Here is a 23,934-nt window from a genome sequence, read left to right as displayed (position 1 = left end):
GATCAAGGGAGTTGTCATGCGAGACGCCGTCATCGTCGACGCCGTACGCACACCCATCGGCAAGCGCAACGGCACGCTCGCCCCGGTGCACGCGGCGGATCTGTCGGCCGAGGTGCTCAAGGCCCTCGCCGAGCGCACCGGCATCGACCCCGGCACCGTGGACGACGTGATCTGGGGCTGTGTCACCCAGATCGGCGATCAGTCCAGCAACGTCGGCCGGTTCGCGGTGCTCGCCGCCGGCTGGCCCGAACACGTCCCGGCCGTCACGGTCAACCGGGCCTGCGGCTCCAGCCAGCAGGCGGTCGACCAGGCCGCGCACGCCGTCATGGCGGGCCAGTACGACCTCGTGGTCGCGGGAGGCGTCGAGACCATGAGCCGGGTGCCGCTCGGCTCGCACCGGACCACCGGTCAGCCGTACGGCCCCAAGGCGATAGCCCGCTATGACGGCTTCGAGTTCAGCCAGGGCGTCGGCGCCGAACTCATCGCCGAGCGCTGGAAGTTGAGCCGCACCCGCCTGGACGAGTTCGCCTCCGAGTCGCACGCGAAGGCCGCCGCCGCGATCGACGCGGGTGTCTTCGAGGACCACATCGTGCCGATCGAGGTCGACGGCACCAAGTTCGGCGTGGACGAGGGACTGCGGCGCGGCACCTCGGTGGAGAAACTCGCCGCACTCAAGCCGTCGTTCAAGGAGGACGGCGTGATCCACGCCGGGAACTCCTCCCAGATCTCCGACGGCGCGGCCGCCCTGCTCATCACCACCCCGGAGCATGCCCGCGAGCTCGGCCTCACGCCGATCGCCCGCTACCACTCGGGAGCGGTCAGCGGCGCGGACCCGATCACGATGCTGCTCGGCCCGATCCCGGCGACCGAGAAGGTGCTGCGCCGCTCCGGCCTGACCATCGAGGACATCGGCGTCTACGAGGTCAACGAGGCCTTCGCCCCGGTGCCGTTGGCCTGGCTGGCCGAGACCGGCGCCGACCCCGAGCGGCTGAACCCGCTGGGCGGGGCGATCGCTGTCGGTCACCCGCTCGGCGGTTCCGGCGCCATCCTGATGACACGGCTGCTGGCCCGGATGCGGCGCGAGAACCTCCGCTACGGGCTTCAGACCATGTGCGAGGGCGGCGGCACCGCGAACGCCACGATCATCGAGCTGGTGTGATGACCCGGCCCCTGCCTCAACCCACGCTCGCCAGCGCCGAGTTCTGGAGGTCCGGCGCCGACGGGGTGCTCAGGATCTCCCACTGCGCGGACTGCGGACGGTACTTCCACCCGCCGCTGCCGGTGTGCCCCTCGTGCAGAAGCCGCGCCGTGGCCCTCGCTCCCGTCTCGGGCCGGGCCGTGGTCGTCGGCTTCAGCGTCAACCACCAGACCTGGCTGCCGAAGTTCCCGCCGCCGTACGTCGTCTCCGTGGTCGCCCTCGTCGAGGACGACCGGGCGCGGCTGACCACCAACATCGTGGGCTGCGCGCCGGACGAGGTAAGGGTCGGCATGCCGGTCCGCGTGCGCTTCGAGCAGCTCGAAGAGGACGTGTACGTCCCCCTGTTCGAGCCGGACCCGGAGACCGCGGAAGGCCCGTTGCCCGCACCACGCGAGGTCCGGGCACGGCCCATGGCCTCCCCGCGGAAGTACGAGGACAAGGTCGCGCTGACCGGCGTAGGGCAGTCACGTGTGGGCCGCCGCCTGATGGTCGACCCGCTCTCCCTGACCGTCGACGCCTGCCTGGCCGCGGTCGCGGACGCCGGGCTCGACCTCGACGACATCGACGGGCTCTCCACCTACCCCGGCCCACGCCCCGACGGCATGAGCGAGGGTGGCGTCACCGCCCTCACCGAGGCCCTGCAGCTCCGGCCCACCTGGGTCAATGGCGCGGGCGAAGTGCCGGGCCAGATCGGCTCGATCACCGCGGGCATGCTGGCGGTCGCGGCCGGCCTGTGCCGCCATGTGCTGTGCTTCCGTACGGTCTGGGAGTCCTCCCACGCGGCCATGGTCCGGTCCGGCCGCTGGGAGACCTCCGGTGCGCGCGCCACCGGCATGTTCGAGTTCCGGGCGCCCTTCGGAGCCATGTCGGCCGCCCAGTGGATCGGCTGCAACGCTTCCCACTACATGCACCGTTACGGCGTAGGCCGCGAGGCCCTCGGTGCGATCGCCGTCACCGCCAGGGCGGGCGCGGCCCGCAACCCCGAAGCCCTGCACCGCGACCCGATGACGCTCGACGACTACTTCGACGCCCGGATGATCACGACCCCGTTCGGCCTCTACGACTGCGACGTCCCGTGCGACGGAGCGGTGGCCGTCGTGGTGTCGGCGATCGAGACGGCGTACGACCGCCCCCGCCCGGCCGTCCTGGTCGAGTCCGTGGGCACGGCCGTTCTCGAACGGCTCAGCTGGGACCAGGACACCCTGACCCACACACCCCAGTCCCAGGGCCCCTCCGCCCACCTGTGGACCCGCACCGACCTCACCCCCGCCGATGTCGACGTGGCGCTCCTCTACGACGGGTTCACCTTCAACGCCCTGTCCTGGATCGAGGGCCTCGGCTTCTGCGGGCCGGGCGAGGCGACCGACTTCATCGCCGGCGGCAAGACCATCGCCCTGGACGGCGACCTCACGCTGAACCCGCACGGCGGCCAGCTTTCGGCCGGCCGCCTGCACGGCTACGGCTTCGTCCGCGAGGCCATGCTGCAACTGCGCGGCGACGCGCACGGGCGCCAGGTCGAGGACGCCCGGCTCGCGGTGGTGACGGCGGGCGGGGGAGTGCCGTCGGGGGCGATGCTGCTGAGGAGGGCGGAGTAGGCGGCTCCGGAGAAGTGACTCTTCAGCAGCAGCTCTTCAGACGCGCTCTGCAGAAGTAGCTCTACAGCAGCGACTCTTCAGAAGATGACGACGACCTTCTCTGCCGCGCCCGGAGTCAGCGCGAGCTCGAACGCCCGGTCCACCTCCGAGAACGGCACCCGGTGGCTGATCAGCTTGGCGAACCGGTCCTGGTGCGCGGCGAGTTCGGCGGTGACCTCGAAGATCTCGGTGGGGTAGCCCTGCGAGGCGATGAGCGTGAGCTCGCTGCGCAACATCCCACCGAGGTCGATGGCATCCGACTTCTTCTGAACGGCCACCATCACCAGCTTCGCCTTCCACTTCGCGGCGTCGACCACGGTCTGGAAGACGGCCGGGGCCCCGGCGGCGTCGATGTAGATGTCGGTGCCCGGGCGCGGCTGTCCGAGCGCGTTGGCCGCCTGGCCGTGCAGTGCGGTCAGCCGGGCGGTGACGTCCTCGGTCCTGGAGTCGATGACCACGTCGGCGCCGACGGCCAGCGCGATCTCAAGCCGCTCGGGGATGACGTCGACGACGACCACGTGCTCCACGCCGCGCAGCTTCAGCCAGATCGTGGCGCCCAGCCCGATGGGCCCGGCGCCGAAGACGACGACCCTGTCCGTGGGCTTCGCCCCGGAGCGGTTCACACAGTGCCGGGCGACCGCCATCGGCTCGTTGAGCGCGGCCACGTCGAAGGGCAACTCGTCCGGGAACACCGCCACGCTCTCGCCCAGTACGGCGTCCTCGATGAGCAGGTACTCGTTCATCCCGCCGAGCTCGCCGCCGCAGCCGATGATCCCGGACGGCGCCCCCTGCGGGTTGACGACCACCCGGTCGCCGACCTTCAGGTCCGTGACCTCGGCGCCCACCTCGACGACCTCACCGGCGGGTTCGTGGCCGAGCGGCAGCGGGACCACCGAGCCGTCGGGGTGGTTGTAGGGGGTGCCGCCCATCTGGACGAAGAACGTGTCGGTGCCGCAGATCCCGCAGGCGCGGATGCGGACGAGCGCGTCCCTGGGGCCGGGCGCGGGGCGCTCGACCTCCACGACCTCGATCTCGTTCTTCGCGCCGCTCAGGACGGACTTCATCGTGGCCATGGAGGCTCCTTGTCGAGGCGGAGGGTCACCAGGTGACGGGCAGCTCGTAGATGCCGTACGCCTGCGAGTCCTCCTTGAACTTCAGCTCCGAGACGTCGACCGCGAGCCGCAGGGACGGCACGCGGCGGAACAGGGTGCTGAAGACGACATGCAGTTCGATGCGGGCCAGCTGCTGTCCGACGCACTGGTGGGGGCCCCAGCCGAACGCGTGGTGGTGCGCCGCGTTGCGGGTGAGATCCAGCTTCTCGGGCTCGGGGAAGGCCTGCGGATCCCAGTTGGCCGCGGGGAGCGAGGCGATGATGCCCTCGCCCGCGCGGATGGTCTCGCCCTCGAACTCGATGTCGTCCAGCACCACCCGCCGGGCCAGCAGGTGCGGGATGGTGAGGTACCGCAGCAGTTCCTCGACGGCCTTCGTCACGTACTTCGGGTCGTCGGCGTTCTCGCGCAGAGCCGCGAGCTGGTCGGGGTTCTCCAGCAGCAGCGCGGTGCCCAGGGTGATCATGTTGGCGCTGGTGTCGTGGCCGGCCACCAGCAGGATGTGCCCGAGCGCGGCGGCGTCGGGCATGGTGAGCACGCCCTCCGCGACCTTGGCCCCGAGGTCGGACAGCACGTCCTCGCCGGGCTCGGCCGTCTTGGCCTCGATCAGACCGGTGATGTAGCGGCGCAGATCAGCCGTCGACGTGGCGGCTTCCTCGGGCGTCTTGAAGCGCGCGTTGGTGACGCCGGCGTGCTTCTGGAAGAAGTCGTGGTCCTCGTACGGCACCCCGAGCAGCGCGCAGATCATCAGGGACGGCAGCGGCAGGGACAGGGCCTCGTTGAGGTCGACCGGCTTGGGTCCTGCCAGCATCCCGTCGATCAGGTCGTCGGTGATCTGCTGGATCTCCGGGCGGAGCTTCTCCATCCGGTGCCGGGTGAAGGAGTTCGACAGCATCCGGCGCCAGCGCGTGTGCTCGGCCCCGTCGGCGTTGTTGATCAGCGGCTGTGTCTGCGCGGCGTGCGCCTTCATGGCCTCGGTCGTGTGCGGGTAACCGGGCGCGCCGATGTTGGCGCTGAGCCGCGGGTCGGTCATCAACTGGCGCTGCGCGGCGTGGCTCGTGACGAGCCACGGGGCGGTGCCGTCCCAGGTCCTGGCGCGCTGCACGGACTTGCAGGTCTCGTGCAGTGCGAGCAGGGCCGGCGGCGGCGCGAACGGGCACTGGCTCGACCGGGGGGTGGGGAACTCCGGCAGTTGCTCGGCGACTTCGGCTCCGGACACGTTCTCGGTCATGGTTCCTCGCCTTCTCGTTGCTCCGACGGAAGATTACGTCGACCGGTCGGTACAATCAATGGCTCGAGGTGGGACGGGCGGGGATCAGCGCGTCTCGCGCGGCAGCCCCAACCCCCGCTCGGCGATCTGCGTCCGCAGGACCTCGTTCGCCCCGCCCGCGATCGTGTACGCACGCGAGTACAGATGGGCGTCCTGCCACCAGCCGTCGGCCACCGCCTGAGGGTCGCCCTCGGTGAGCAGGCCGTCCGTGCCCTGCAGGCGCAGACCGAAGTCGGCGAGGTCGTGGTTGAGCTCGCTGAAGAAGATCTTGCCGAGGAGGGCGTCGGCCGGCTGTTCCGTGCCGTGCAGCATCCGCGACTGCGCGAGGCCGATCATCGCGGCGTTGACGTGGACCCGGGCGGCGAGTTCACCGAGGGTCTGCCGGGTGGCGGAGTCGTCGAGCCCGTCCGCGAGCCGCACGAGCTCCTCCAGTACGGCGGCCAGCTCGGCGCCGCGCGCGGCCACCCCGGATCGCTCCCGGCCCAGGCTGCTCATCGCCACCCGCCAGCCGTCGTTCACGCGGCCGATCGCGTGCGCGGCCGGGATCCTCGCACCGTCGAGGAAGACCTCGTTGAAGTCGGTGGTCCCGGTGATCTCGCGCAGCGGCCGCACCTCGACCCCCGGGCTGCGCATGTCCAGCGCGAACGCCGTGATGCCCCGGTGCTTCGGAGCCTCGGGGTCGGTGCGCGCGAGCAGGTAACCCATGTCGGCGTGCTGGCCGTTGGTCGTCCACACCTTCTGGCCGTCGACGACGTACACCGCGTCGTCGCCCTCGCCCTCGCGGCGCGCCCGGGTGCGCAGCGCCGCCAGGTCGCTGCCCGCCTCCGGCTCGCTGAACAGCTGGCACCACACGTCCTCGCAGCTGCGGATGCGGGGCAGGAAACGGGCCCGCTGCTCGTCGGTGCCGAAGTCGATGAGGGCCCCCGAGGCCAGCGAGGCCGCGCCGACCGGCGGCCAGGTGCGGGCGCGGGCGATCTCCTCGGCCACCACGGACGGTTCGAGGGGATGGGCGTCGGGCCTGCCGCCGTACTCGACGGGCCAGTCGATGCCGAGGAAGCCCGCCTCGTAGAGCTTCGCGGTCCACTCCCGGACCGCCGGCATCAGCCCGGGTTCGGGGGCGCGCACCCCGGAGTGTGTCTTGATGCCGGGCGCGTGCTCCGTGACGAAGGCGCGCACTTTCCCGCGGAACGCCTCCAGCTCGGGCGTGGACTCCAGTCGCATCGCTGTCCGCTCCTTGTCGTCCTGCGGCCGTGGGACGGGTCGTCCTGCGACCAAGACGCGAAATGAGTATACTTTAACCATGGCGTTGGCCTGCCTGCCAGTGCCCGGTGTCCGTGGCGAATAGACTGGGGATCCGCAATATCCCCGCAGAGGAGTTGGCCCATGGCGACTGCCGTCGACCGCGAGCCCGCCGACGGCGAGACCGGTCTGCCGGTCGGGAAGCTGGCCGCGCAGACCGCGCAGCGCATCGAGGCGACCGTGATCCGCCAAGGCTGGCCCGTCGGTGAGTCGCTGGGCTCCGAAGTGGACCTGCGCGAGCGGCTGGGAGTGAGCCGCGCGGTGCTGCGCGAGGCCGTACGGCTGGTCGAGCACCACCAGGTCGCCAGGATGCGGCGCGGCCCGAACGGCGGGCTGATCGTGTGCGCCCCCGACGCGGGACCGGCGACCCGGGCCATGGTGATCTACCTGGAGTACGTCGGCACCAGCGTCACCGACCTCCTCCAGGCCCGCCAGCTCCTCGAACCGATCGCCGCCGGCCTCGCCGCCGACCAGATCACCGAGGAGGGCATCGTCACCCTCCGGGCCACCCTCGAATCCGAACTCGGCCACTGGGACGATCCGTCGGTCCACTCCCAGGACCCCCTGCACCCGGTGCTCGGCCAGTTGTCCGGCAACCCGGTCCTGCACCTGTTCATCGACGTCCTCACCCGCCTCACCGCCCGCTACGCGCACACCTCCCGGCGTATCTCCAAGGCGGAGATGCATGCGGCGAAGGAGACCTCGCACCGCGAGCACCGTGCCGTGGTCGACGCCGTCGTCGCCGACGACGGAGCCCGCGCGCAGAGCGAGCTCACCGCCCATCTGGAGTCGGTGGCCGCCTGGATCGAGAAGCACAGGGTGCGCCGCGGGCAGCGGATCTCCGGGAACGTCGTGGAGCCGGAGCTGGTCGAGGGGCCGCGGGCCAAGCTCGCCGAAGTGGTGGCCGCCCGGATCCACGACGACATCGCCGCGCGGGGCTGGCAGGTCGGCATGGTCCTCGGTTCGGAGACGGATCTGCTGTCCCGCTACGAGATCAGCCGGGCCGTCCTGAGGGAAGCCGTACGACTGCTGGAGTACCACCAGGTCGCCCGGATGCGCCGCGGCCCCGGCGGCGGACTCGTCGTCACCGAGCCCGAGCCGCAGGCCAGCATCGACACGATGGCGCTCTTCCTCGAATACCAGGGAGTCAAGGCCGACGACCTGCGGATCGTCCGCAACGCCATCGAGCTCGGCATCGTCGCCAGGGTGACCGCCCGGCAGGCCGCGGGCGACACCGAGGTCGCCGAACGCCTCGCGAAGGCGGTCCGGTGGACCACCGAGGGCCCGGCCGACGACCTCCGCAAGGCCGACCTGTTCCACTCCGAACTGGCGGCCCTGGCCAACAACCCCGTGCTCTCCCTCTTCCTCGCCATCATCACCGAGCTGTTCCGCCGGCACGCCTCCGGCCACGATCAGCCGCTGCCGGGGGACAGGGCTGCCGACGAGGTCCAGCACGTTCACCAGCGCATCCTCGACGCGATCGCGCAGGGCGACGCGGGGGTCGCCCGACACCGGATGCGTCGGCATTTGGATGCACTCATTCCCTGGTGGCACTGATCATCCGGCGCCTGTCAGCCTGATCATTCGCAGATCACCTAGACCGCGTAGGGCAATTACGTATACTCAATAGGGTCCGATCGAAGGAGATTCGATGCGCCGGACCCTGTTCGAGCAGAACCACGAGGATTTCCGCCTCCTGGTCCGCGACTTCATCGCCCGCGAGGTGCTTCCGGTCTACGAGGACTGGCGGCGGGCCGGGCTGGTCCCCCGTGAACTGTTCACCGCACTGGGCAAGTTGGGCATCATCGGCACGGCCGTTCCCGAGGAGTACGGCGGGGGCGGCCAGGACGACTACCGCTTCAACGTCGTCATCCAGGAGGAGTGCGCCCGTGCGGGCGTCACCTTGGGCGGGCTGCGGACCCATCTCGACGTCGTGGTCCCGTACTTCACGGGTCTCGCGAACGCCGAGCAACGGGCCCGCTGGTTCCCGGGACTGGCCTCTGGCGACCTGTACACCGCGATCGCGATGAGCGAACCGGGTACGGGATCCGACCTGGCCGGTGTCGCGACGAGGGCGGTCCGCGACGGCGACCACTACACGCTCAACGGTGCCAAGACCTTCATCACCGGCGGCCACCACGCCGACCTGGTGATCGTCGTGGCCCGCACCGCCACCGACGCGGACGACCGGCGCGCCGGACTGTCCCTGCTGGTCGTGGAGAAGGGCACGCCCGGATTCACCGTCGGGCGCAAGCTGGAGAAGATCGGCCTCGCAGTCCAGGACACCGTGGAACTGTCCTTCGACGACGTCCGCGTCCCCGTCGCCGACCTCCTGGGCGAGGAAGGAGCCGCCTTCACCCACCTCGGGCGCAACCTGGCCCAGGAGCGGCTGGCCATCGCGGTCGGCGCCGTCGCCCAGACCCGCGCCGCGATCGACCTGACCCTCACCTACGTCCGCGACCGCACCGTGTTCGGCAAACCGGTCGCCCACTTCCAGAACACCAAGTTCGAACTCGCGGCCACGGCCGCCGAGTTGGAAGCCGCCCAGGCCCTCCTGGACGCGGCGATCACCGCGTTGGTCGCCGGCGAACTGAGCCCGGCCGACGCGGCCAAGACCAAGCTGTTCTGCACCGAGACGCAGGGCCGTGTGGTCGACCGCTGTCTGCAACTGCACGGCGGCTACGGCTACATCCTCGAGTCGCCCATCGCCCGGCTGTACGCCGACGCGCGGGTGACCCGCATCTACGGCGGCACCAGCGAGGTCCTGAAGACCATCATCAGCAAGTCCCTCGGCCTGTAAGGAGTTTGATGTGAACATCGACGGATCGTCGGCGCTGGTCACCGGCGGCGCCTCCGGCCTGGGACTGGCCACCGCGCGCCGCATCGTCGACCGCGGAGGCCGGGTCGTCCTGGCCGACATCTCCGAGGAACAGGGTGTCAAGGCGGTCGCCGACCTCGGCGAGGCCGCCCGCTTCGTCCGCGCCGACGTCACCGACGAAGCCTCGGTCAACGCGGCCCTCGACGCAGCACAGGATCTCGGTCCGCTGCGCTTCGTCGTGCACTGCGCCGGGCGCGGCGGCGACCGCACCCGGATCATCGACCGGGACCGCACCCCCGGCGAGCTCGCCACCTTCGCCGAGGTCATCCGCGTCAACCTGATCGGCACCTACAACGTGCTGCGCCTGGCCGCCGCCCGCCTCTCCGGCAACGAGGTCGTCGACGGCGACCGCGGAGCCGTGGTCCTGACCGCCTCCGTCGCCGCCTTCGACGGTCAGATCGGCCAGACCTCCTACACCGCCGCCAAGGCGGGCGTGCACGGCCTGACCCTCGTCGCCGCCCGCGACCTGGCCAGCTGGCAGATCCGGGTGAACACCATCGCCCCCGGCATCATGGACACCCCCATGCTCGGCCGGCTCCGCGCCGACATCCGCGATGGACTCGCCGCGACCGTGCCCCACCCCAAGCGCCTGGGCGAACCCGACGACTTCGGCCGCCTCGCCGTGGAGATGCTGGAGAACCCCTACCTCAACGGCCAGACGATCCGCCTCGACGGCGCCATCCGCATGGCCCCGCGATGACATCGGCGATGACCTCAGAGATGACAGAGGCCGAGACCGACGAGCAGTTCCGCGCCCGCCTGCGCGCCTTCCTGACGGAGCAGCACCCCGGCCGTCGCCCCAAGGATCCCGCCGAGCGCCTCGCGTGGCAGAAGAAATGGCTGGCCACGCTGTACGACGCCGGTTACGCCGGCCCGAGCTGGCCGCGTGAGTACGGCGGCATGGACCTGTCCTTCGCCCGCCAGGTGAGCTACCAGGAGGAGTACGCGCGAGCCCGCGTCCCCGGCCCCCTGGGCACCGGACTGGGCATCGCCGCCCCCACCCTCATCAAGTACGGCACGCCGGAGCAGAAGGAGCGCCACCTGCGCCCCATGCTGCGCGGCGACTCGGTGTGGGCCCAGGGCTACTCGGAACCGGAGGCGGGCTCGGACCTCCCCGCGCTGCGCACCACGGCACGCCGCGAAGGCGCGGAGTACGTCGTCAACGGGCAGAAGGTGTGGAACAGTTCGGCCGACATCGCCGACGTCCTCTTCACCCTCGTCCGCACCGGACCGCCCGACTCCCGGCAGGACGGCATCAGTTACCTCCTGATCGACGCCCACGCCCCCGGAGTGACCGTCCGCCCGCTGCGGGACCTCACCGGCGACGCCCACTTCTGCGAGATCTTCTTCGACGACGTACGCGTGCCGGTCGCCGACCGGATCGGCCCCGAGAACGGCGGCTGGCCCCTGGTCCGCACGAGCCTCGGCCACGAACGCGCCGCCGGAGCGATGAACCAGGCGGCCCTGTACCGGCGCGTCCTCGACGAGTTGGTCGAGCTGGCGCACGAACGCGGGGCGACCGCCGACCCCCTGGTCCGCGACCGGCTGGCGGACTTCGAGATCCGCGTGACGATCATGCGGCTCACCGGGATGCGGACCATCGCCGACATCATGGCGAAGGGCGAGCCGGGACCGGCCTCCTCGACGTCACGGCTCTTCATCGTGACCTTCGAGCAGGAACTGCACGAGTTCGCCCTGGAGTTGCTGGGTTCCTACGGCATCCTCGGCCGTCGCGATCCGCACGCCGTGCAGCGCGGCCGCTGGGTGTGGGGCTTCCTGCGCACCCGGGCCTCGACGATCGGCGCGGGCACCGCCGAGATCCAGCGCAACACCATCGCCGAGCAGGTACTGGGCCTGCCCAGGGACCCGGCGATGCCGACCACCGGAAGGGCGCGATGAGAGCCGCACGCTGCACCGAGTACGGGCCTCCGAACGGTCTGGAGGTCGTCGAACTGGACGCCCCCGCACCCGGCCCGGGCGAGGTCCTGGTCCGCGTGCACGCCGCCGCGGTCAACTTCCCGGACGTCCTGCTCGTCTCGAACCGCTACCAGGTCCCCGCCCCGCTGCCGTTCACCCCGGGCAGCGAGTTCGCCGGAGTCGTGGTCGCGCTGGGCCCCGGCGTGACCGGGCCCCCGGTCGGCTCTCCGGTGGCCGGGGCGGTCATGACGGGCGCGTTCGCCGAGCAGGTCGTGGTGCCGGTCACGGGACTGCGTCCCGTCCCCGACGGGCTCGACATGATCCACGCCGCCGCCTTCCACGTGACGTACGCGACTGCCTACCACTCGCTGGTGACCATCGGGCAGGGCGTCGAGGGGGAGTGGGCGGCCGTGCTCGGGGCCGCCGGTGGAGTCGGCTCCGCGGCCGTCGACATCGCGACCCGCCTCGGGATGCGCGTCGTGGCGGCGGCATCGAGCCAGGAACGGCTCGCGGTCGCCCGCAAACTCGGCGCGGAGGCCGGTGTGGACTACGTCCACGAGGACCTCAAGACACGCGTCCGCGAGCTGACCGGCGGCGAGGGCGCGCACCTCGTCGTCGACCCCGTGGGCGGCGACCACGCGGAGGCCGCCCTGCGCGCGCTGCGCCGGGGCGGCCGGTTCATCACGGTGGGGTACGCCGACGGGAAGATCCCCCGGATCCCGCTCAACCTGGTCCTGCTCAAGGAGGCGGTCGTACGGGGCTTCGAGATCCGCATGCTGCGCCAGTACGCCCCGGACGCGGTGGCCGCCGGCGACCGGGCGCTCGCCCGGATGGTCCGGGACGGGATGCGCCCGCTCGTCTCCCGCGTCCACCCCCTCGCCGAGGTGGCGTCCGCCCTGACGGACGTGGCGGAACGGCGCACCACCGGCAAGGTGGTCGTCGACATGACCGCGGGAGCGTGAACTCCGCTCAGAACGTGGGGAGTTGGGGACGCCGCTTGACGTAACCGCCGGCGTCCACGCGCATCTGCATGCCGGTGACGTACTTCGACTCGTCCGACACCAGGAAGAGCACCATGTCGGCGATGTCCTCCGGCTCGACGTAGGGGATGCCGAACCCGGTCGTCGCCGGGAAGGAGGACAGTGCGTCCTCGCGGGTGGGGTTCTCCAGGTCGGGCCGGAACGTGCGATACATGACGTCGCTGTTGAGCATGTCCGTGTTGACGTTGGTGGGGTGGAGCGCGTTGACCCTGATCTGCCGGGACGTGAGGACCGTAGCCAAGTCATGGACGAAAGACGCCACTTGGCGCTTGGCAAACGAATAGCCCAGCCCGCCGGGCCCGTTGGCAGGGTTGTCCGTGGTCGCCGGTATCAGTCCGGCGATCGACCCGGTCGCCACGATCGAGGCGCCGTCGGGCAGATGGGGCAGAGCGGCGTCGACCGCGTGCACGACGCCGTTGAAGTCGACCGTGACGGCGTCCAGGAAGGCCTGGGCGCTCTTCCCGGCCCCGATCGGGCAGATGCCGGCCTGGGCCACGACCGCGTCGAGCCGTCCCAGCTCGGCCACCCCCTCGGCCACGGCCGTCTTGAGTGCCGCCGGTTCGCGCACATCGGCCTTGCGGGCGACGATGCGCCGGCCGAGCTTCTCGACCTGCCGGACCGTCTCCTCCAGGTCCTCGGCGGTGGCCAGCGGGTAGCCGTTGGTGGCGATGTCCTCGCAGAGGTCCACGGCGATGATGTCGGCGCCCTCCGTGGCGAGCCGGATCGCCTGGGCCCGGCCCTGGCCTCGCGCGGCCCCGGTGATGAAGACGACCTTGTCCTGCACTCGACCCATGGGGTCTCCTTCCGTCGAATAAAAGAGTAGCCTGAATGCTGGTGTAGTGAGCCTGAGCGTCTCGATCATCGCCGCATCAGGCGGGATATTGGTGATCGCTTCCGCTGAGTGGGACCTGTTCAGTGCACACAATGTGCCCGGTGCTAGAGAGTCTGCGAGACCGAGGGAGCGCAAAGTGCCGTTGCAGCCGTGGATGAAGTTGCTGTCGACCGACGACCATCTGATCGAGCCGCCGCACCTGTGGTCGGACCGACTGCCGGCGAGGTTCCGGGAGGCGGGTCCGCGCATCGTGGAGAAGCCGAGGGGAGAGGGACAGGCGCCTGCCGAGGTGTGGGTCTACGAGGACCGGGTCTACCCCTACATCGGCCTGAACGCCGTAGCGGGCAAGAGTCCCGAGGAGTTCGGCCTCGAACCGACGCGCTACGACGAGATGATCCCGGGCTGCTACGACCCGAAGGCCCGGATCCGCGACATGGACCTGGACGGGGTGTGGGGCGCCCTGTGCTTCCCGTCGTTCCCGGGGTTCTCGGGCCACGTGTTCCTGGACGGCAAGGACCGGGAGCTCGCGCTCCTGTGCGTCCAGGCCTGGAACGACTTCGTGCTGGACGAGTGGTGCCCCACCGCGCCGGGCCGGCTCATCCCCCTGGCCATCATGCCGTTGTGGGACGTCGACGCCTGTGTCGCCGAGATCCACCGGACCGCCGCCAAGGGCGCCAAGGCGATCTCCTTCCCCGAGAACCCGGCGCCGCGCGGCCTGCCGTCCTTCCATACCGACTACTGGGACCCGCTGTTCTCAGCGGCCGAGGAGACCGACCTGCCCCTGTGCCTGCACTTCGGCACCTCGGGCCGGGCACCGAAGACGGCCGACGAGGCCCCGTTCGCCGTGACGATCGCCCTGTTCGGCTGCAACGCCATGTACGCCACCGCCGACCTGCTCTTCTCCCCGGTGCTGCACAAGCACCCCAAGCTGAAGATAGGCCTGTCCGAGGGCGGCATCGGCTGGATCCCCTATCTGCTGGAGCGCAGCGACGGCACCTGGGAGCGGCACCGCTTCTACCAGAACGTCAACCAGAGCGTGCGGCCCTCGGAGCTGTTCCACAAGCACTTCCACGGCTGCTTCATCGACGACCGCTTCGGCGTCGAGAACCGCCACCACGTCGGCATCGACAAGATCACCTGGGAGTGCGACTACCCGCACTCCGACTCCTACTGGCCCAAGAGCCGCGCCTACGCCGCCGAGGTCCTCGCCGACGTGCCCGACGACGAGGTCCACCAGATCGTGGAGCTGAACACCCGCCGCCTCTACAACCTCCCCGCATGAGCCGCCTCCCGGAGTCCGAGCGCTCCGACTGGACCGACCTCGACCTGCTCACTCGCGAGGAGGCCCACGGCCGTCTCCTCACCGAGATCGCCGACACGGACGTACGCCTGGCCGAACTCGGCGAGGGCGAGTCCGACGCGGCCGAACGTGAGCTCCTGCAGTCCCGGTTGCGCGCCCTGCGGGAGGCCGCCGAGGACCTGATCGACCACTCGAAGAAGGGCTGAGGCGGGCATGGGACGTGTGGAGGGCAAGGTCGCGCTCATCACCGGAGCGGCACGGGGGCAGGGCCGCTCGCATGCCGTACGGCTGGCCGAGGAGGGCGCGGACGTCGTCGTCACCGACGTCTGCCACGACATCAGCGACGAGCTGCCGTACTCGCTGGCGACGAGCGAACAGCTCGAAGAGACAGCGGAGTTGGTCAGGAAGACCGGTCGGCGGTGCGTCGCCGTCCAGGCCGACGTCCGTTCGATCGCCGAGATGCGCGCCGCCGTCGACGCGGCACGCGAGGAGTTCGAGCGGCTCGACATCGTCCTCGCCAACGCCGGTGTCATGAGCATCGGTGCCGCCTGGGAACTGTCCGAGGACGCCTGGGACGTCGTCGTCGACGTCAACCTGAAGGGCGCCTGGAACAGCGCGCGGGCCGCGATCCCCTGGATGATCGAGGCGGGTAAGGGCGGCTCGATCGTCATCACCAGCTCGGCCGCCGGCATCCGCGGCCATGTGCCGTACGCCCACTACGTGGCCGCCAAACACGGAGTGGTGGGCCTGATGAAGGCACTGTCCAACGAACTCGCCCCGCACCGCATCCGGGTGAACACCGTCCACCCCACCGGCGTCAGCGACACGGGCATCACCGTCGGCGTGCCCATCGAGGAACTCGCCGCGCGCGAACCGCTGTTCGGCCTCGCCGCGATGAACCCGCTCGCCCCCTACGTCGAGCCGCGGGACGTGTCGAACGCCGTCCTGTTCCTGGCCTCGGACGAGGCACGGTACGTCACGGGACTTCAGTTCACCGTCGACGCGGGGTCGACCAACAAGCCGTAGGCCGGGGAGGGCGCATGACAATGCCGACGGTCGGGTTCCTCGGCGCCGGGCAGATCGGCGAACCCATGGTCGAGCGGCTGCTCGCGGCCGGTCACCAGGTGCGCCTGTACGCACGACGGGCGGAGGTGCGCGCGCGGCTCTCGGCCGCGCAGCTCGTGGCGGAGCCGGCCGACGTGGCCGCTTCCGACGTCGTCGTCAGCTGCCTCTACAGCGACGCGCAGATGCTCGACGTTCTGCCCGAGGTCGTGGCGGCCATGGACGCCCGCACGGTGCTCGTCTCGCACACGACCGGAAGACCGGGCACGCTCGACCGCCTGGCCGCGTACTCACCTGAGGGGCGGGCCGCGATCGTGGACGCGGCGTTCAGTGGAACGGCCGACGCCGTGCGTGCGGGCCGGCTGGTGGTCTACCTGGGAGGCGAGCCCGGGCACGTCGACACGGCCCGCCAAGTGGTCGCCGCCTACGCCGATCCCGTGGTCACCACGGGCGGGCGCGGCTCAGCCCTGCGCGTGAAGCTCCTCAACAATCTGCTGTTCGCCGCGATCGCCCAACTCACGCTGGGCGGAGTGGAAGCGGGGAAGGCTCTCGGCATCGAGGAGAGCACCCTGCTCGACGCCCTCGCCGTCAGCAGCGGCGGTTCGACGGCCGGCCGGTACATCACCGCCCGGGGCGGGGCCCAGCCCTTCATCGCGACGGTCACGCCGTATCTGCGCAAGGACGTGGAGGCCTGCGGAGACGTCGCGGCGGAGACGGGTGTCGACCTGTCGACGCTGCTGACCGCCGCCCGCAGTGGGCCGATAGGGCTCGGCCGCCCCTCACCTTCGGAAACGGAGCTGTTGCATGAAGATCACCATTGACACGACGATGTGCTCCGGCCACGCGCGGTGCGCGGCTGCCGCACCGGAAGTCTTCCGTCTGGACGACGACGGCTACGCGCTGCCCTTCGACGGAGAGGTTGCGGAAGGCCTCGAAGAGGCGGCCCGCGACGGTCAACGGGCCTGCCCGGAACGGGCGATCACCGTCGAGTGACACGACTGAGCCCCACGGTCCGAGGCCGTGGGGCTCAGCAATTCCCCCGCTTGCTCAGCCGGCCGGCTGGGGCGGCGGCGTGAAGTGGTGGCCCCAGAACGCGCCGTCCGTGATCTCGTAGACGGGAACCGGCTCGGGCACCTTCAGGCCGTTCCAGCCGAACTCGACGGCGTAGTTCTCCGGCGACCAGACGTAGAACGACACCATGTGGTCGTTGGTGTGCTTGCCGAGCGAGTGCATCATCGGCACCTCGTACGTGCCGGCCCGGTCCAGGGCCCGCCCCACGTCGTCCAGCGTCGCGCCCTCGACCATGAAGTGCAGCAGCCGCCCGGGACCAGGCATCGGCGTGACACCGAGGGTGTGGTGGCGGGGGTTGCAGCCCATGAACCAGGTCGTGCCGCCGGGGGAGCGCATGGTGTTGCGCTCGACGAAGCCGAGGACGTTGACGTAGAAGTCGAAAGTGCCCCGCGCGTCCTCGGCCGAGATGATGGCGTGCCCGAAGCCCATGTCGCCGGTGACGAACTTCGAGACCAGCGGGGTCTGCACCGGCACGTGGTCGAGGGTCGTGCCGTAGAACAACTCGACCGGGTTGCCGCCCGGGTCGTTGAACTTGACGAAGCCCGTGACCTTCCGCTCCGCCGCCTCGGCCTCGGTGCCGGCTGTCACCTTGATCCCGGCCTTCTCGACGTCCGCGACCAGACCGGCCAGCTCCCGCTCGTCGAGGACCTCGAAGCCGAGCGCCGTCATCGTGGGCTGGGCGCCCGGAGAGACCACGATCCGGGCCGGATAGTCGTCCATCCGGAAGGACAGCGACTCCGAGTCGCCGCCCTTGACGGGCATCAGGCCGAGGAAGTCGGCTCCGAAAGCCTTCCACTTTTCGAGGTCGTTGGACTCCAGACGCAGGTACCCGAGTGAGCGAACACCCATCAGGCCCTCCCCTCACATTTGGTCAGGTCCGGGGCGGCCCGTCGGGCCCCCGGTATCGGTACCTTCGTGACGTTAGACAGCCCGGCCCGCTCACCGCCGGGGCCGTCCCACTGATCGGGAGACGTACGGCGACGGCACCCGCGCGGGTGCGACGGTGAGCGTCATGACACTCAGCTACGACGACACCCTGCGTGAACTCCCCACCGACGACGGCACGTTGCGCTACCACGAGGCCGGTGACGGTCCCCCGTTGCTCCTGCTGCACGGGTCGGGGCCGGGCGTCACCGGCTGGCGCAACTACCGCAGCAACCTTCCCGTGCTCGCCGAGCACTTCCGCTGCCTGGCCCTGGAGTTCCCCGGCTTCGGGGTGAGCGACCCGACCGCCGAGAACCCGATGGCGGCCGGCCCCAAGGCCGTCCTGCGCTTCCTCGACGGCCTCGGCCTCGACCGTGTCGACGTCATCGGCAACTCCATGGGCGGGTTCGTCGCCGTGGGGCTCGCGGTCGCCCACAAGGACCTCTTCCGCAGGATCGTGACCATCGGCGGCGTGGGCCGCAACATCCTCTCCCCGGCGCCCAGCGAAGGCCTCAACCTGCTGGTGGAGTTCGCCGAGAACCCCACCCGGGACAACCTCGTCCAGTGGCTGCGGGCGATGGTCCACGATCCGGCCCTGCTCACCGACGAGCTGATCGAGGAGCGCTGGGCCAGCGCCACCGAGCCGGAGACGCTGGAGGCCTCCCGCCGGATCTACGGCCGGCAGGCCATGGCCGCGATCCAGGCCGCCCAGTCCCAGTCCGACCAGCCCATCTGGGCCGCACTCCACAAGGTCACCGCACCCACCCTGCTGACCTGGGGCCGGGACGACCGGGTCACGCCCCTGGAGAGCGCGCTGCTGCCGATGCGTACGATTCCCAAGGCCGAACTGCATGTGCTGCCGGACTGCGGGCACTGGGCGATGATCGAGCAGAAGGCGGCCTGGGAGAGCGCGGTACTGGCCTTCCTGACCCGCCCGGAGGCCCGCTGAGTGCCGACGGCGGGAGCAGCCGACGACATGGGGGACGACGACGTGGCGAGACCCGCAGAGGTACGGCAAGCAGCCGCTCCGACGTCGAGCCGGCAGGCCGCCCGTCGGGTCCGCATCCTGGGAGCGGCCGCCGAACTCGGTGCGCGCGAGGGGCTGTCGAGCGTGCAGATGCACGACGTGGCCAAGGAGGCGGGCGTCGCGATCGCCACGCTCTACCGCTACTTCCCCTCCAAGCCCTACCTGTTCCTCTCGGTGCTCGAATGGCACATCGACCAGTTCCTCGGAGGCCGCGACACCGACCCGGCGGCCGACGAGATGGCGGACCCCGCGGCCGAGGTGGCTCAGACGCTCATCGCGCTGAGCGCGAAGCTGCTGGGCAGTCCGCTGCTGGCCTCGGCGGTGGCGCTGTCGTCGTTCACGGAGTACGCGAGCGCCGTCCCGACGCAGATCGACATCGTGGAGAGATCGCTGGGACAGCGGCTCCTGCACCTGCTGGGGGACCGCGCGGACGCCCGCAGCAAGGTGCGCCTGCTCGTCTACACATGGTGGGGTCTGTTCGTCGCCATGCTGACCGAGGAGATCTCCACCGCGCAGGGCGAGACCGACCTCCGCCTGGCCGCGCGGCTGATCACGGCGCCGTAGCGCACAGCACAGCGCCCGGGACACTCGCCGTGTCCCGGGCACACGTGCGTCACGTCAGTCCGCCGATCCAGCCATGTCCAGCACCGCCAGGTACCCGAACGCGAGACTCGAACCGATCGGGGTACCCGCCCCCGGGTACACCCGCCCCGACATCGCGGCCGCGGTGTTCCCGGTCGCGTACAGGCCCTCGATCGGCCGGCCGTCCGGACGCAGCACGCGCGCGTGGGTGTCGATCCGCAGACCACCCTTGGTGCCGATGTCGGACGGGACGATGGTCGCCACGTAGTACGGCGGCTCGTCGATGGGCAGGAGCAGCGGGTTCGGCCACTCGGGCGACGGCTTCGCGGGGAAGTTCTGCCGGGGATCGGCCGGGAAGGGGACGATGTGCTGGAACATCTGGTCCCACGGCGTCTCCCCCCGGTGGAACCGCGCGTCGACACCGGACTTCGCGTACCCGTTGAACTCCTCGACGGTCCGCTTCAGGGCGTCGAACGGCACGTCGATCAGAGCCGCCAGCTCCTCCAGACTGTCGGCCTTCTTCAACGCCCCCGACTCCAGCCACTGTTCGGGCCCCGGCGTGGCGGGCGGGAAGCCGATGCCGTCCCGGTCCAGCTGCCGCTGGTCGAAGATCCAGTGCGCCGGAATGTGGCTCACGCCGGTCGTGTGGTGCAGCCGTACGATCTCGTGCGCGGCCTGGTCGTACGGCCGTGTCTCGTTGACGAAGCGTTCGCCCGCGCCGTTGACCCAGATCCCGCCCCGGGTGCCGGTGTGGAAGACCGGCAGGCCGTCCGGGTGGACCAGCCCCGGCACGAACCAGGCCTCGTCGAGCAGGTCGGTGTCCGCGCCCACCGCGATGCCCGCCCGCAGGGCGTCACCGGTGTTGGCCGGGGCACCCTCGGACCACTCTCCGGTGAGCGGCGCCTGGTGCTTCTCACGGAGCTCGCGGTCGCGCTCGAAGCCGCCGGCCGCGAGGAGCACACCTCGCGCGGCCCGGATCCGGACCCGCTCACCGTCGCTGACGACCTCGACGCCCACGACCCTGCCGTCCTCGACGACCAGGCTCTCCAGCGCGGTGTTCAGCCGCAGTTCGCCGTTGCCCGTCTCAAGGAACGCCGACAGCGCACGGCCGATCAGGGAGCGGCCGCCGGAGAGCACCGGGCCCTCGTCGAAGCCGAACCGCTCGGTCGGAAGCGAGTCGCGGACCAGCGCCCAGCGCTCCGCGAGCTCGGCGACCTCGAGCGGGGGAGGAAAGACGGTGTGCCCCGTGGGCGACGAGCCCGGGGCCGAGGCGTAGTAGTCCGGGACCGGCCCGTGGACGAAGGACCGGAACCAGGAGTTCTGCTCCAACTCGTCGATCAGTCGCGGCCCGGCCGCCAGATACGCGTCCTGGAGCGCCTCCCGGGACGGGTCGTCGACGACACCGCGCAGATACGCCCGCACCTCCTCGACGTCGTCCCCGAGACCGGCCCGGCGCAGCGGAGCGGACCCCGGGAACCACAGGCCCGCTCCGGAGTACGCCACGGTGCCGCCGACCCGGTCGGTCTTCTCGACGACGAGGGTGCGCAGGCCGCGTGACGCCGCCACGTACGCCCCGACCAGACCTCCGCCGGACCCCACGACCACCACGTCGTAGGCATCCTCGTTGATGCTCATCCGAACCTCCTCATGACTGCCGACCGTGCTGGGTGGGGGCGTGGGGAACGAACAGGGTGCGCCCAGCGGTTCGCCGGACGACGCTAACGAGGCGGTGCGGGCCCGTCGTTGTGCCATCTCGCTCATCGAGACCCACGCGCCGGCGGGTCCCGGTGAGCGGAACGCTCGCGGCTGCCCGCCGGCACGGCGGCTCAGGCTGAAGGCCGGCACGAGTTGAGGATGGCAATGACAGACGTTTGGGAACCGACGGCCGTCGCGAACCGTGAGACCGCGGTGGCCGAGGCGGCCGTACGACTCACCCGGGCAGCCCGTGACCACCGGCCCTGTGCGCCCGTACGGGACCTGCTCGGCGCGAGAGACATCAGCCTCGCGTACGCCGTTCAGCGACGCGTCATCGGCGACCGGATCGCCGCCGGGGCACGGGTCGTCGGCCGTAAGATCGGGCTGACCTCGGAGTCGGTGCAACGTCAAGTGGGCGTGGACCGGCCCGACTTCGGTGTCCTGCTGGACGACATGGACGTCACCGGACTGCCGGCCGTCCCCAGCGACCGGCTGCTCCAGCCCAGGGTCGAGGCGGAGATCGCGTTCGTGCTCGCCGAAGACCTGGACGATGACGACCTCGACGTCGAGCGGGTCCGGTCGGCGGTCGGGCACGCCGTGGCCGCGCTGGAGATCGTGGACAGCCGGGTCGCCGACTGGGACATTGCGATCACGGACACGGTCGCCGACAACGCCTCCAGCGGCTTGTTCGTCCTCGGACAACAGCGCGTCGGCCTGGGGGAGTTCACGCCCCGGGACGTGACCATGCGGCTGTACGCCGACGGCGAGCTCGCCTCCGAGGGCGACGGCGCGGCCTGTCTGGGCGACCCCCTGGCCGCCCTGCTGTGGCTGGCGCGCACCGCCCGGGAGTTCGGCGACCCGCTGCGCGCCGGACAGGTCGTGCTCTCCGGTGCCCTCGGCCCGCTCGTCCCCACCCCGCCAGGCAGCACCGTACGGGCCGAGATGTCGGGCCTGGGTTCGGTGACCGCGACCTTCTCACCCAAGGAACAAGACGGATGACGAAGACCAAGGTGGCCGTAATCGGCTCCGGCAACATCGGCACCGACCTGATGATCAAGATCCTGCGCCTGTCCGACACCCTGGAGATGGCCGCCATGGTGGGCATCGACCCGGACTCGGACGGTCTGGCGCGCGCCGCCCGACTGAAGGTCCCGACCACCCACGAGGGCGTCGACGGCCTGATCCGCATGGACGGCTTCGACGACATCGAGATCGTCTTCGACGCCACGTCCGCGAAGGCACATGTCGACAACGCCAAGAAGCTCGCCCCGTACGGCAAGCGGCTCGTCGACCTCACTCCGGCAGCCCTCGGCCCGTACGTGGTGCCGACGGTGAACCTGGACGAACACCTGACCGGCGCCGACAACGCTGTCGACAACTTCAACATGGTCACCTGCGGCGGCCAGGCCACCATCCCGATCGTCCACGCGGTCAGCCGGATCACCCCCGTGCCCTACGCCGAGATCGTCGCCTCGATCTCCTCCAGGTCGGCCGGACCCGGCACCCGGGCCAACATCGACGAGTTCACCGAGACCACCTCCGGCGCCATCGAGAAGGTGGGCGGTGCCCGGCGCGGCAAGGCGATCATCGTGCTCAACCCGGCCGAACCGCCCCTGATCATGCGGGACACGGTGTACTGCCTGATCGGCGCCGCGGACCACGACGCGGTCCGGAACTCGGTCGAGGAGATGGTGGCCGCCGTCGCCGAGTACGTGCCCGGCTACCGGCTCAAGCAGCAGGTGCAGTTCACGCCGGTCCCGGCCGAGGACCCGATCCACACGCTGCTGCCCGACGACATCTCGGAGAGGCCGGCCACCAAGGTCTCCGTCTTCCTGGAGGTCGAGGGCGCCGCCCACTACCTGCCCGCCTACGCCGGCAACCTCGACATCATGACCTCGGCCGCACTGCGCGTCGCCGAGCGCATCGCCCGCCGGACGACCGCTGAGGTGACCAAGTGACTCGCAGGCTCTATGTACAGGACGTCACCCTCCGGGACGGCATGCACGCCATCCGGCACCGGATCACGCCCGAGTTCGTGTCCAAGATCTCCGCGGCACTCGACCGGGCGGGCGTGGACGCGATCGAGGTCGCCCACGGCGACGGACTGGCCGGCGGCAGCCTCAACTACGGGCCGGGCAGCAACACCGACTGGGAGTGGATCGAGGCGGCCGCGGACGCCATCGACCGCGCGGTCCTCACCTCCCTGCTCCTGCCCGGCATCGGCACCATCGTCGAACTGAAGCGGGCCTACGCCCTCGGTGTCCGCTCGGTGCGCATCGCCACCCACTGCACCGAGGCGGACGTCGCCGCCCAGCACATCTCCACTGCCCGCGAACTCGGCATGGACGTCTCCGGGTTCCTGATGATGGCCCACATGGCGCCCCCGGAGGCGCTCGCCGAGCAGGCCAAGCTGATGGAGAGCTACGGCGCGCACTGTGTGTACGTCACCGACTCGGGCGGTCGGCTGACCATGGACGGCGTTCGCGACCGCATCCGTGCCTACCGGGAGGTCCTCGACCCGGCGACCCAGATCGGCATCCACGCGCACGAGAACCTCTCCCTGTCGGTGGCCAACTCCGTGGTGGCCGTGGAGGAGGGGGTGACCCGGGTCGACGCGTCGCTCGCAGGGCAGGGTGCGGGAGCGGGCAACTGCCCGATCGAACCGTTCGTCGCCGTCGCCAACCTCTATGGCTGGAAGCACGACTGCGACCTGTTCGCCCTCCAGGACGCCGCCGAGGACCTGGTCCGCCCGCTCCAGGACCGGCCGGTGCGCGTCGACCGGGAGACCCTCACCCTCGGCTACGCCGGCGCCTACTCCAGCTTTCTGCGGCACGCCGAGACCGCGGCCGAGCAGTACGGCCTCGACGCCCGCACGATCCTGGAGGAGGTCGGCAGGCGCGGCCTCGTCGGCGGACAGGAGGACATGATCGTGGACATCGCCCTGGACCTCACCGCCCGCGGCTGACCCGGATCCGACGTGCCGCTCCCCGGAACCTTTCTTCCGGGGAGCGGTACATTTTTGTGTCCGCCAGCAAATAGACCGGCCGCCCCAATTAATCGGTGCACGACTCTATCTCTGCGGCCCGAGGCGTTGAT

23 protein-coding genes and 1 pseudogene are annotated in these 23,934 nt (G+C 70.6%); 18 read left to right on the top strand and 6 right to left on the bottom strand.

From position 1 onward, the window contains the following. Positions 1 to 16 precede the first annotated feature (16 nt). Both AB5J56_RS06335 and AB5J56_RS06330 read left to right on the top strand, forming a co-directional pair. The gene (locus AB5J56_RS06335) at positions 17 to 1,159 is read left to right on the top strand and encodes an acetyl-CoA C-acyltransferase (protein ID WP_369230889.1); all 1,143 of its coding nucleotides are present in this window, start codon (positions 17 to 19) and stop codon (positions 1,157 to 1,159) included. Next, a complete protein-coding gene (locus tag AB5J56_RS06330) occupies positions 1,159 to 2,793 on the top strand; it encodes an OB-fold domain-containing protein (RefSeq protein ID WP_369230887.1) in 1,635 nt (544 codons plus the stop codon). Before AB5J56_RS06335 ends, AB5J56_RS06330 begins: the two co-directional genes overlap by 1 nt. 77 nt (positions 2,794 to 2,870) lie before the next feature. Here AB5J56_RS06330 and AB5J56_RS06325 read toward each other — a convergent pair whose 3' ends face one another. The 3 genes from AB5J56_RS06325 to AB5J56_RS06315 all read right to left on the bottom strand — a co-directional run bounded on the left by AB5J56_RS06325 (position 2,871) and on the right by AB5J56_RS06315 (position 6,432). Next, positions 2,871 to 3,905, bottom strand: a complete 1,035-nt coding sequence (locus AB5J56_RS06325; RefSeq protein ID WP_369230885.1) for a zinc-binding dehydrogenase — start codon at positions 3,903 to 3,905, stop codon at positions 2,871 to 2,873. A gap of 25 nt (positions 3,906 to 3,930) precedes the next feature. Then, entirely contained in the window at positions 3,931 to 5,172 is a 1,242-nt protein-coding gene (locus tag AB5J56_RS06320) for a cytochrome P450 (RefSeq protein WP_369230883.1), read from the bottom strand. Between the two features lie 84 nt (positions 5,173 to 5,256). Next, positions 5,257 to 6,432 carry an acyl-CoA dehydrogenase family protein gene (locus AB5J56_RS06315; protein ID WP_369230881.1) on the bottom strand — a complete coding sequence of 392 codons (1,176 nt, stop codon included), beginning with the start codon at positions 6,430 to 6,432 and terminating at the stop codon, positions 5,257 to 5,259. Between the two features lie 162 nt (positions 6,433 to 6,594). Here AB5J56_RS06315 and AB5J56_RS06310 point away from each other — a divergent pair, with 162 nt between their 5' ends. The 5 genes from AB5J56_RS06310 (at position 6,595) to AB5J56_RS06290 (ending at position 12,267) form a co-directional block, all read left to right on the top strand. Then, entirely contained in the window at positions 6,595 to 8,067 is a 1,473-nt protein-coding gene (locus AB5J56_RS06310) for a FadR/GntR family transcriptional regulator (protein ID WP_369230879.1), read from the top strand. A gap of 94 nt (positions 8,068 to 8,161) precedes the next feature. Then, positions 8,162 to 9,310, top strand: coding sequence for an acyl-CoA dehydrogenase family protein (locus tag AB5J56_RS06305; RefSeq protein ID WP_369230877.1), 1,149 nt, complete (start codon positions 8,162 to 8,164; stop codon positions 9,308 to 9,310). A 10-nt stretch (positions 9,311 to 9,320) separates the two neighbouring features. Further along, a complete protein-coding gene (locus AB5J56_RS06300; protein ID WP_369230875.1) occupies positions 9,321 to 10,088 on the top strand; it encodes an SDR family NAD(P)-dependent oxidoreductase in 768 nt (255 codons plus the stop codon). A 20-nt stretch (positions 10,089 to 10,108) separates the two neighbouring features. Then, positions 10,109 to 11,287: an acyl-CoA dehydrogenase family protein gene (locus AB5J56_RS06295; protein ID WP_369230873.1), complete on the top strand. Its 1,179-nt coding sequence runs from the start codon at positions 10,109 to 10,111 to the stop codon at positions 11,285 to 11,287. Beyond that, positions 11,284 to 12,267 (top strand): NADPH:quinone oxidoreductase family protein, encoded by a 984-nt coding sequence (locus AB5J56_RS06290; RefSeq protein ID WP_369230871.1) that lies wholly within the window; start codon positions 11,284 to 11,286, stop codon positions 12,265 to 12,267. Before AB5J56_RS06295 ends, AB5J56_RS06290 begins: the two co-directional genes overlap by 4 nt. A 7-nt stretch (positions 12,268 to 12,274) precedes the next feature. Here AB5J56_RS06290 and AB5J56_RS06285 read toward each other — a convergent pair whose 3' ends face one another. After that, positions 12,275 to 13,138 carry a mycofactocin-coupled SDR family oxidoreductase gene (locus AB5J56_RS06285; RefSeq protein ID WP_369230869.1) on the bottom strand — a complete coding sequence of 288 codons (864 nt, stop codon included), beginning with the start codon at positions 13,136 to 13,138 and terminating at the stop codon, positions 12,275 to 12,277. 175 nt (positions 13,139 to 13,313) lie between these two features. Here AB5J56_RS06285 and AB5J56_RS06280 point away from each other — a divergent pair, with 175 nt between their 5' ends. The 6 genes and pseudogenes from AB5J56_RS06280 to AB5J56_RS06255 all read left to right on the top strand — a co-directional run bounded on the left by AB5J56_RS06280 (position 13,314) and on the right by AB5J56_RS06255 (position 16,532). Further along, positions 13,314 to 14,459, top strand: coding sequence for an amidohydrolase family protein (locus tag AB5J56_RS06280; RefSeq protein ID WP_369230867.1), 1,146 nt, complete (start codon positions 13,314 to 13,316; stop codon positions 14,457 to 14,459). Beyond that, positions 14,456 to 14,683 (top strand): hypothetical protein, encoded by a 228-nt coding sequence (locus tag AB5J56_RS06275; RefSeq protein WP_369230865.1) that lies wholly within the window; start codon positions 14,456 to 14,458, stop codon positions 14,681 to 14,683. The genes AB5J56_RS06280 and AB5J56_RS06275 overlap by 4 nt, the downstream gene beginning before the upstream one ends. Positions 14,684 to 14,690: 7 nt before the next feature. Continuing rightward, complete coding sequence (locus tag AB5J56_RS06270) at positions 14,691 to 15,503, top strand: mycofactocin-coupled SDR family oxidoreductase (protein WP_369230863.1); 813 nt, start codon at positions 14,691 to 14,693, stop codon at positions 15,501 to 15,503. Between the two features lie 8 nt (positions 15,504 to 15,511). Then, positions 15,512 to 15,973, top strand: a pseudogene (locus AB5J56_RS06265) (NAD(P)-binding domain-containing protein); the annotation flags it as partial. Continuing rightward, positions 15,953 to 16,360: an NAD-binding protein gene (locus AB5J56_RS06260; protein ID WP_369242378.1), complete on the top strand. Its 408-nt coding sequence runs from the start codon at positions 15,953 to 15,955 to the stop codon at positions 16,358 to 16,360. The pseudogene AB5J56_RS06265 and the gene AB5J56_RS06260, both read left to right, overlap by 21 nt. After that, positions 16,344 to 16,532 (top strand): ferredoxin, encoded by a 189-nt coding sequence (locus tag AB5J56_RS06255; RefSeq protein WP_369230861.1) that lies wholly within the window; start codon positions 16,344 to 16,346, stop codon positions 16,530 to 16,532. The genes AB5J56_RS06260 and AB5J56_RS06255 overlap by 17 nt, the downstream gene beginning before the upstream one ends. Positions 16,533 to 16,586: 54 nt before the next feature. Here the strand turns inward: AB5J56_RS06255 and AB5J56_RS06250 are convergent, their stop codons facing one another. Then, the gene (locus AB5J56_RS06250) at positions 16,587 to 17,459 is read right to left on the bottom strand and encodes a VOC family protein (protein ID WP_369230859.1); all 873 of its coding nucleotides are present in this window, start codon (positions 17,457 to 17,459) and stop codon (positions 16,587 to 16,589) included. Positions 17,460 to 17,622: 163 nt separating this feature from the next. Between AB5J56_RS06250 and AB5J56_RS06245 the strand changes: the two genes are divergently transcribed. Then, on the top strand, positions 17,623 to 18,483 hold the full coding sequence (locus AB5J56_RS06245; protein WP_369230857.1) for an alpha/beta fold hydrolase: 861 nt from the start codon (positions 17,623 to 17,625) through the stop codon (positions 18,481 to 18,483). Between the two features lie 27 nt (positions 18,484 to 18,510). After that, positions 18,511 to 19,125, top strand: a complete 615-nt coding sequence (locus AB5J56_RS06240) for a TetR/AcrR family transcriptional regulator (protein ID WP_369230855.1) — start codon at positions 18,511 to 18,513, stop codon at positions 19,123 to 19,125. A gap of 54 nt (positions 19,126 to 19,179) precedes the next feature. On the opposite strand, the gene AB5J56_RS06235 is transcribed toward AB5J56_RS06240, so the two are convergent. After that, a complete protein-coding gene (locus tag AB5J56_RS06235) occupies positions 19,180 to 20,778 on the bottom strand; it encodes an FAD-binding protein (RefSeq protein WP_369230853.1) in 1,599 nt (532 codons plus the stop codon). A 225-nt stretch (positions 20,779 to 21,003) separates the two neighbouring features. Between AB5J56_RS06235 and AB5J56_RS06230 the strand changes: the two genes are divergently transcribed. Genes AB5J56_RS06230 through dmpG form a run of 3 tightly spaced genes read left to right on the top strand, consistent with a single transcriptional unit; the run spans position 21,004 to position 23,803 of the window. Continuing rightward, a complete protein-coding gene (locus tag AB5J56_RS06230; RefSeq protein ID WP_369230851.1) occupies positions 21,004 to 21,837 on the top strand; it encodes a 2-keto-4-pentenoate hydratase in 834 nt (277 codons plus the stop codon). Then, complete coding sequence (locus AB5J56_RS06225) at positions 21,834 to 22,796, top strand: acetaldehyde dehydrogenase (acetylating) (RefSeq protein WP_369230849.1); 963 nt, start codon at positions 21,834 to 21,836, stop codon at positions 22,794 to 22,796. The genes AB5J56_RS06230 and AB5J56_RS06225 overlap by 4 nt, the downstream gene beginning before the upstream one ends. Further along, complete coding sequence (dmpG, locus tag AB5J56_RS06220; RefSeq protein WP_369230847.1) at positions 22,793 to 23,803, top strand: 4-hydroxy-2-oxovalerate aldolase; 1,011 nt, start codon at positions 22,793 to 22,795, stop codon at positions 23,801 to 23,803. The genes AB5J56_RS06225 and dmpG overlap by 4 nt, the downstream gene beginning before the upstream one ends. The last annotated feature ends 131 nt before the right edge of the window (positions 23,804 to 23,934 follow it).

The sequence above is a fragment of the Streptomyces sp. R21 genome, from assembly GCF_041051975.1.
Lineage (GTDB): Bacteria > Actinomycetota > Actinomycetes > Streptomycetales > Streptomycetaceae > Streptomyces.
Note: the sequence above shows the minus strand (reverse complement) of the source record. Positions and strands in the feature narration are given on the sequence as shown.

Bases quoted from the DNA above. Each gene is read 5' to 3' on its own strand.
- AB5J56_RS06335 (WP_369230889.1), top strand. From the start codon at position 17: ATGCGAGACGCCGTCATCGTCGACGCCGTACGCACACCCATCGGCAAG.
- AB5J56_RS06330 (WP_369230887.1), top strand. From the start codon at position 1,159: ATGACCCGGCCCCTGCCTCAACCCACGCTCGCCAGCGCCGAGTTCTGG.
- AB5J56_RS06325 (WP_369230885.1), bottom strand. From the start codon at position 3,905: ATGGCCACGATGAAGTCCGTCCTGAGCGGCGCGAAGAACGAGATCGAG.
- AB5J56_RS06320 (WP_369230883.1), bottom strand. From the start codon at position 5,172: ATGACCGAGAACGTGTCCGGAGCCGAAGTCGCCGAGCAACTGCCGGAG.
- AB5J56_RS06315 (WP_369230881.1), bottom strand. From the start codon at position 6,432: ATGCGACTGGAGTCCACGCCCGAGCTGGAGGCGTTCCGCGGGAAAGTG.
- AB5J56_RS06310 (WP_369230879.1), top strand. From the start codon at position 6,595: ATGGCGACTGCCGTCGACCGCGAGCCCGCCGACGGCGAGACCGGTCTG.
- AB5J56_RS06305 (WP_369230877.1), top strand. From the start codon at position 8,162: ATGCGCCGGACCCTGTTCGAGCAGAACCACGAGGATTTCCGCCTCCTG.
- AB5J56_RS06295 (WP_369230873.1), top strand. From the start codon at position 10,109: ATGACAGAGGCCGAGACCGACGAGCAGTTCCGCGCCCGCCTGCGCGCC.
- AB5J56_RS06290 (WP_369230871.1), top strand. From the start codon at position 11,284: ATGAGAGCCGCACGCTGCACCGAGTACGGGCCTCCGAACGGTCTGGAG.
- AB5J56_RS06285 (WP_369230869.1), bottom strand. From the start codon at position 13,138: ATGGGTCGAGTGCAGGACAAGGTCGTCTTCATCACCGGGGCCGCGCGA.
- AB5J56_RS06275 (WP_369230865.1), top strand. From the start codon at position 14,456: ATGAGCCGCCTCCCGGAGTCCGAGCGCTCCGACTGGACCGACCTCGAC.
- AB5J56_RS06270 (WP_369230863.1), top strand. From the start codon at position 14,691: ATGGGACGTGTGGAGGGCAAGGTCGCGCTCATCACCGGAGCGGCACGG.
- AB5J56_RS06255 (WP_369230861.1), top strand. From the start codon at position 16,344: ATGAAGATCACCATTGACACGACGATGTGCTCCGGCCACGCGCGGTGC.
- AB5J56_RS06250 (WP_369230859.1), bottom strand. From the start codon at position 17,459: ATGGGTGTTCGCTCACTCGGGTACCTGCGTCTGGAGTCCAACGACCTC.
- AB5J56_RS06245 (WP_369230857.1), top strand. From the start codon at position 17,623: ATGACACTCAGCTACGACGACACCCTGCGTGAACTCCCCACCGACGAC.
- AB5J56_RS06240 (WP_369230855.1), top strand. From the start codon at position 18,511: ATGGGGGACGACGACGTGGCGAGACCCGCAGAGGTACGGCAAGCAGCC.
- AB5J56_RS06235 (WP_369230853.1), bottom strand. From the start codon at position 20,778: ATGAGCATCAACGAGGATGCCTACGACGTGGTGGTCGTGGGGTCCGGC.
- AB5J56_RS06230 (WP_369230851.1), top strand. From the start codon at position 21,004: ATGACAGACGTTTGGGAACCGACGGCCGTCGCGAACCGTGAGACCGCG.
- AB5J56_RS06225 (WP_369230849.1), top strand. From the start codon at position 21,834: ATGACGAAGACCAAGGTGGCCGTAATCGGCTCCGGCAACATCGGCACC.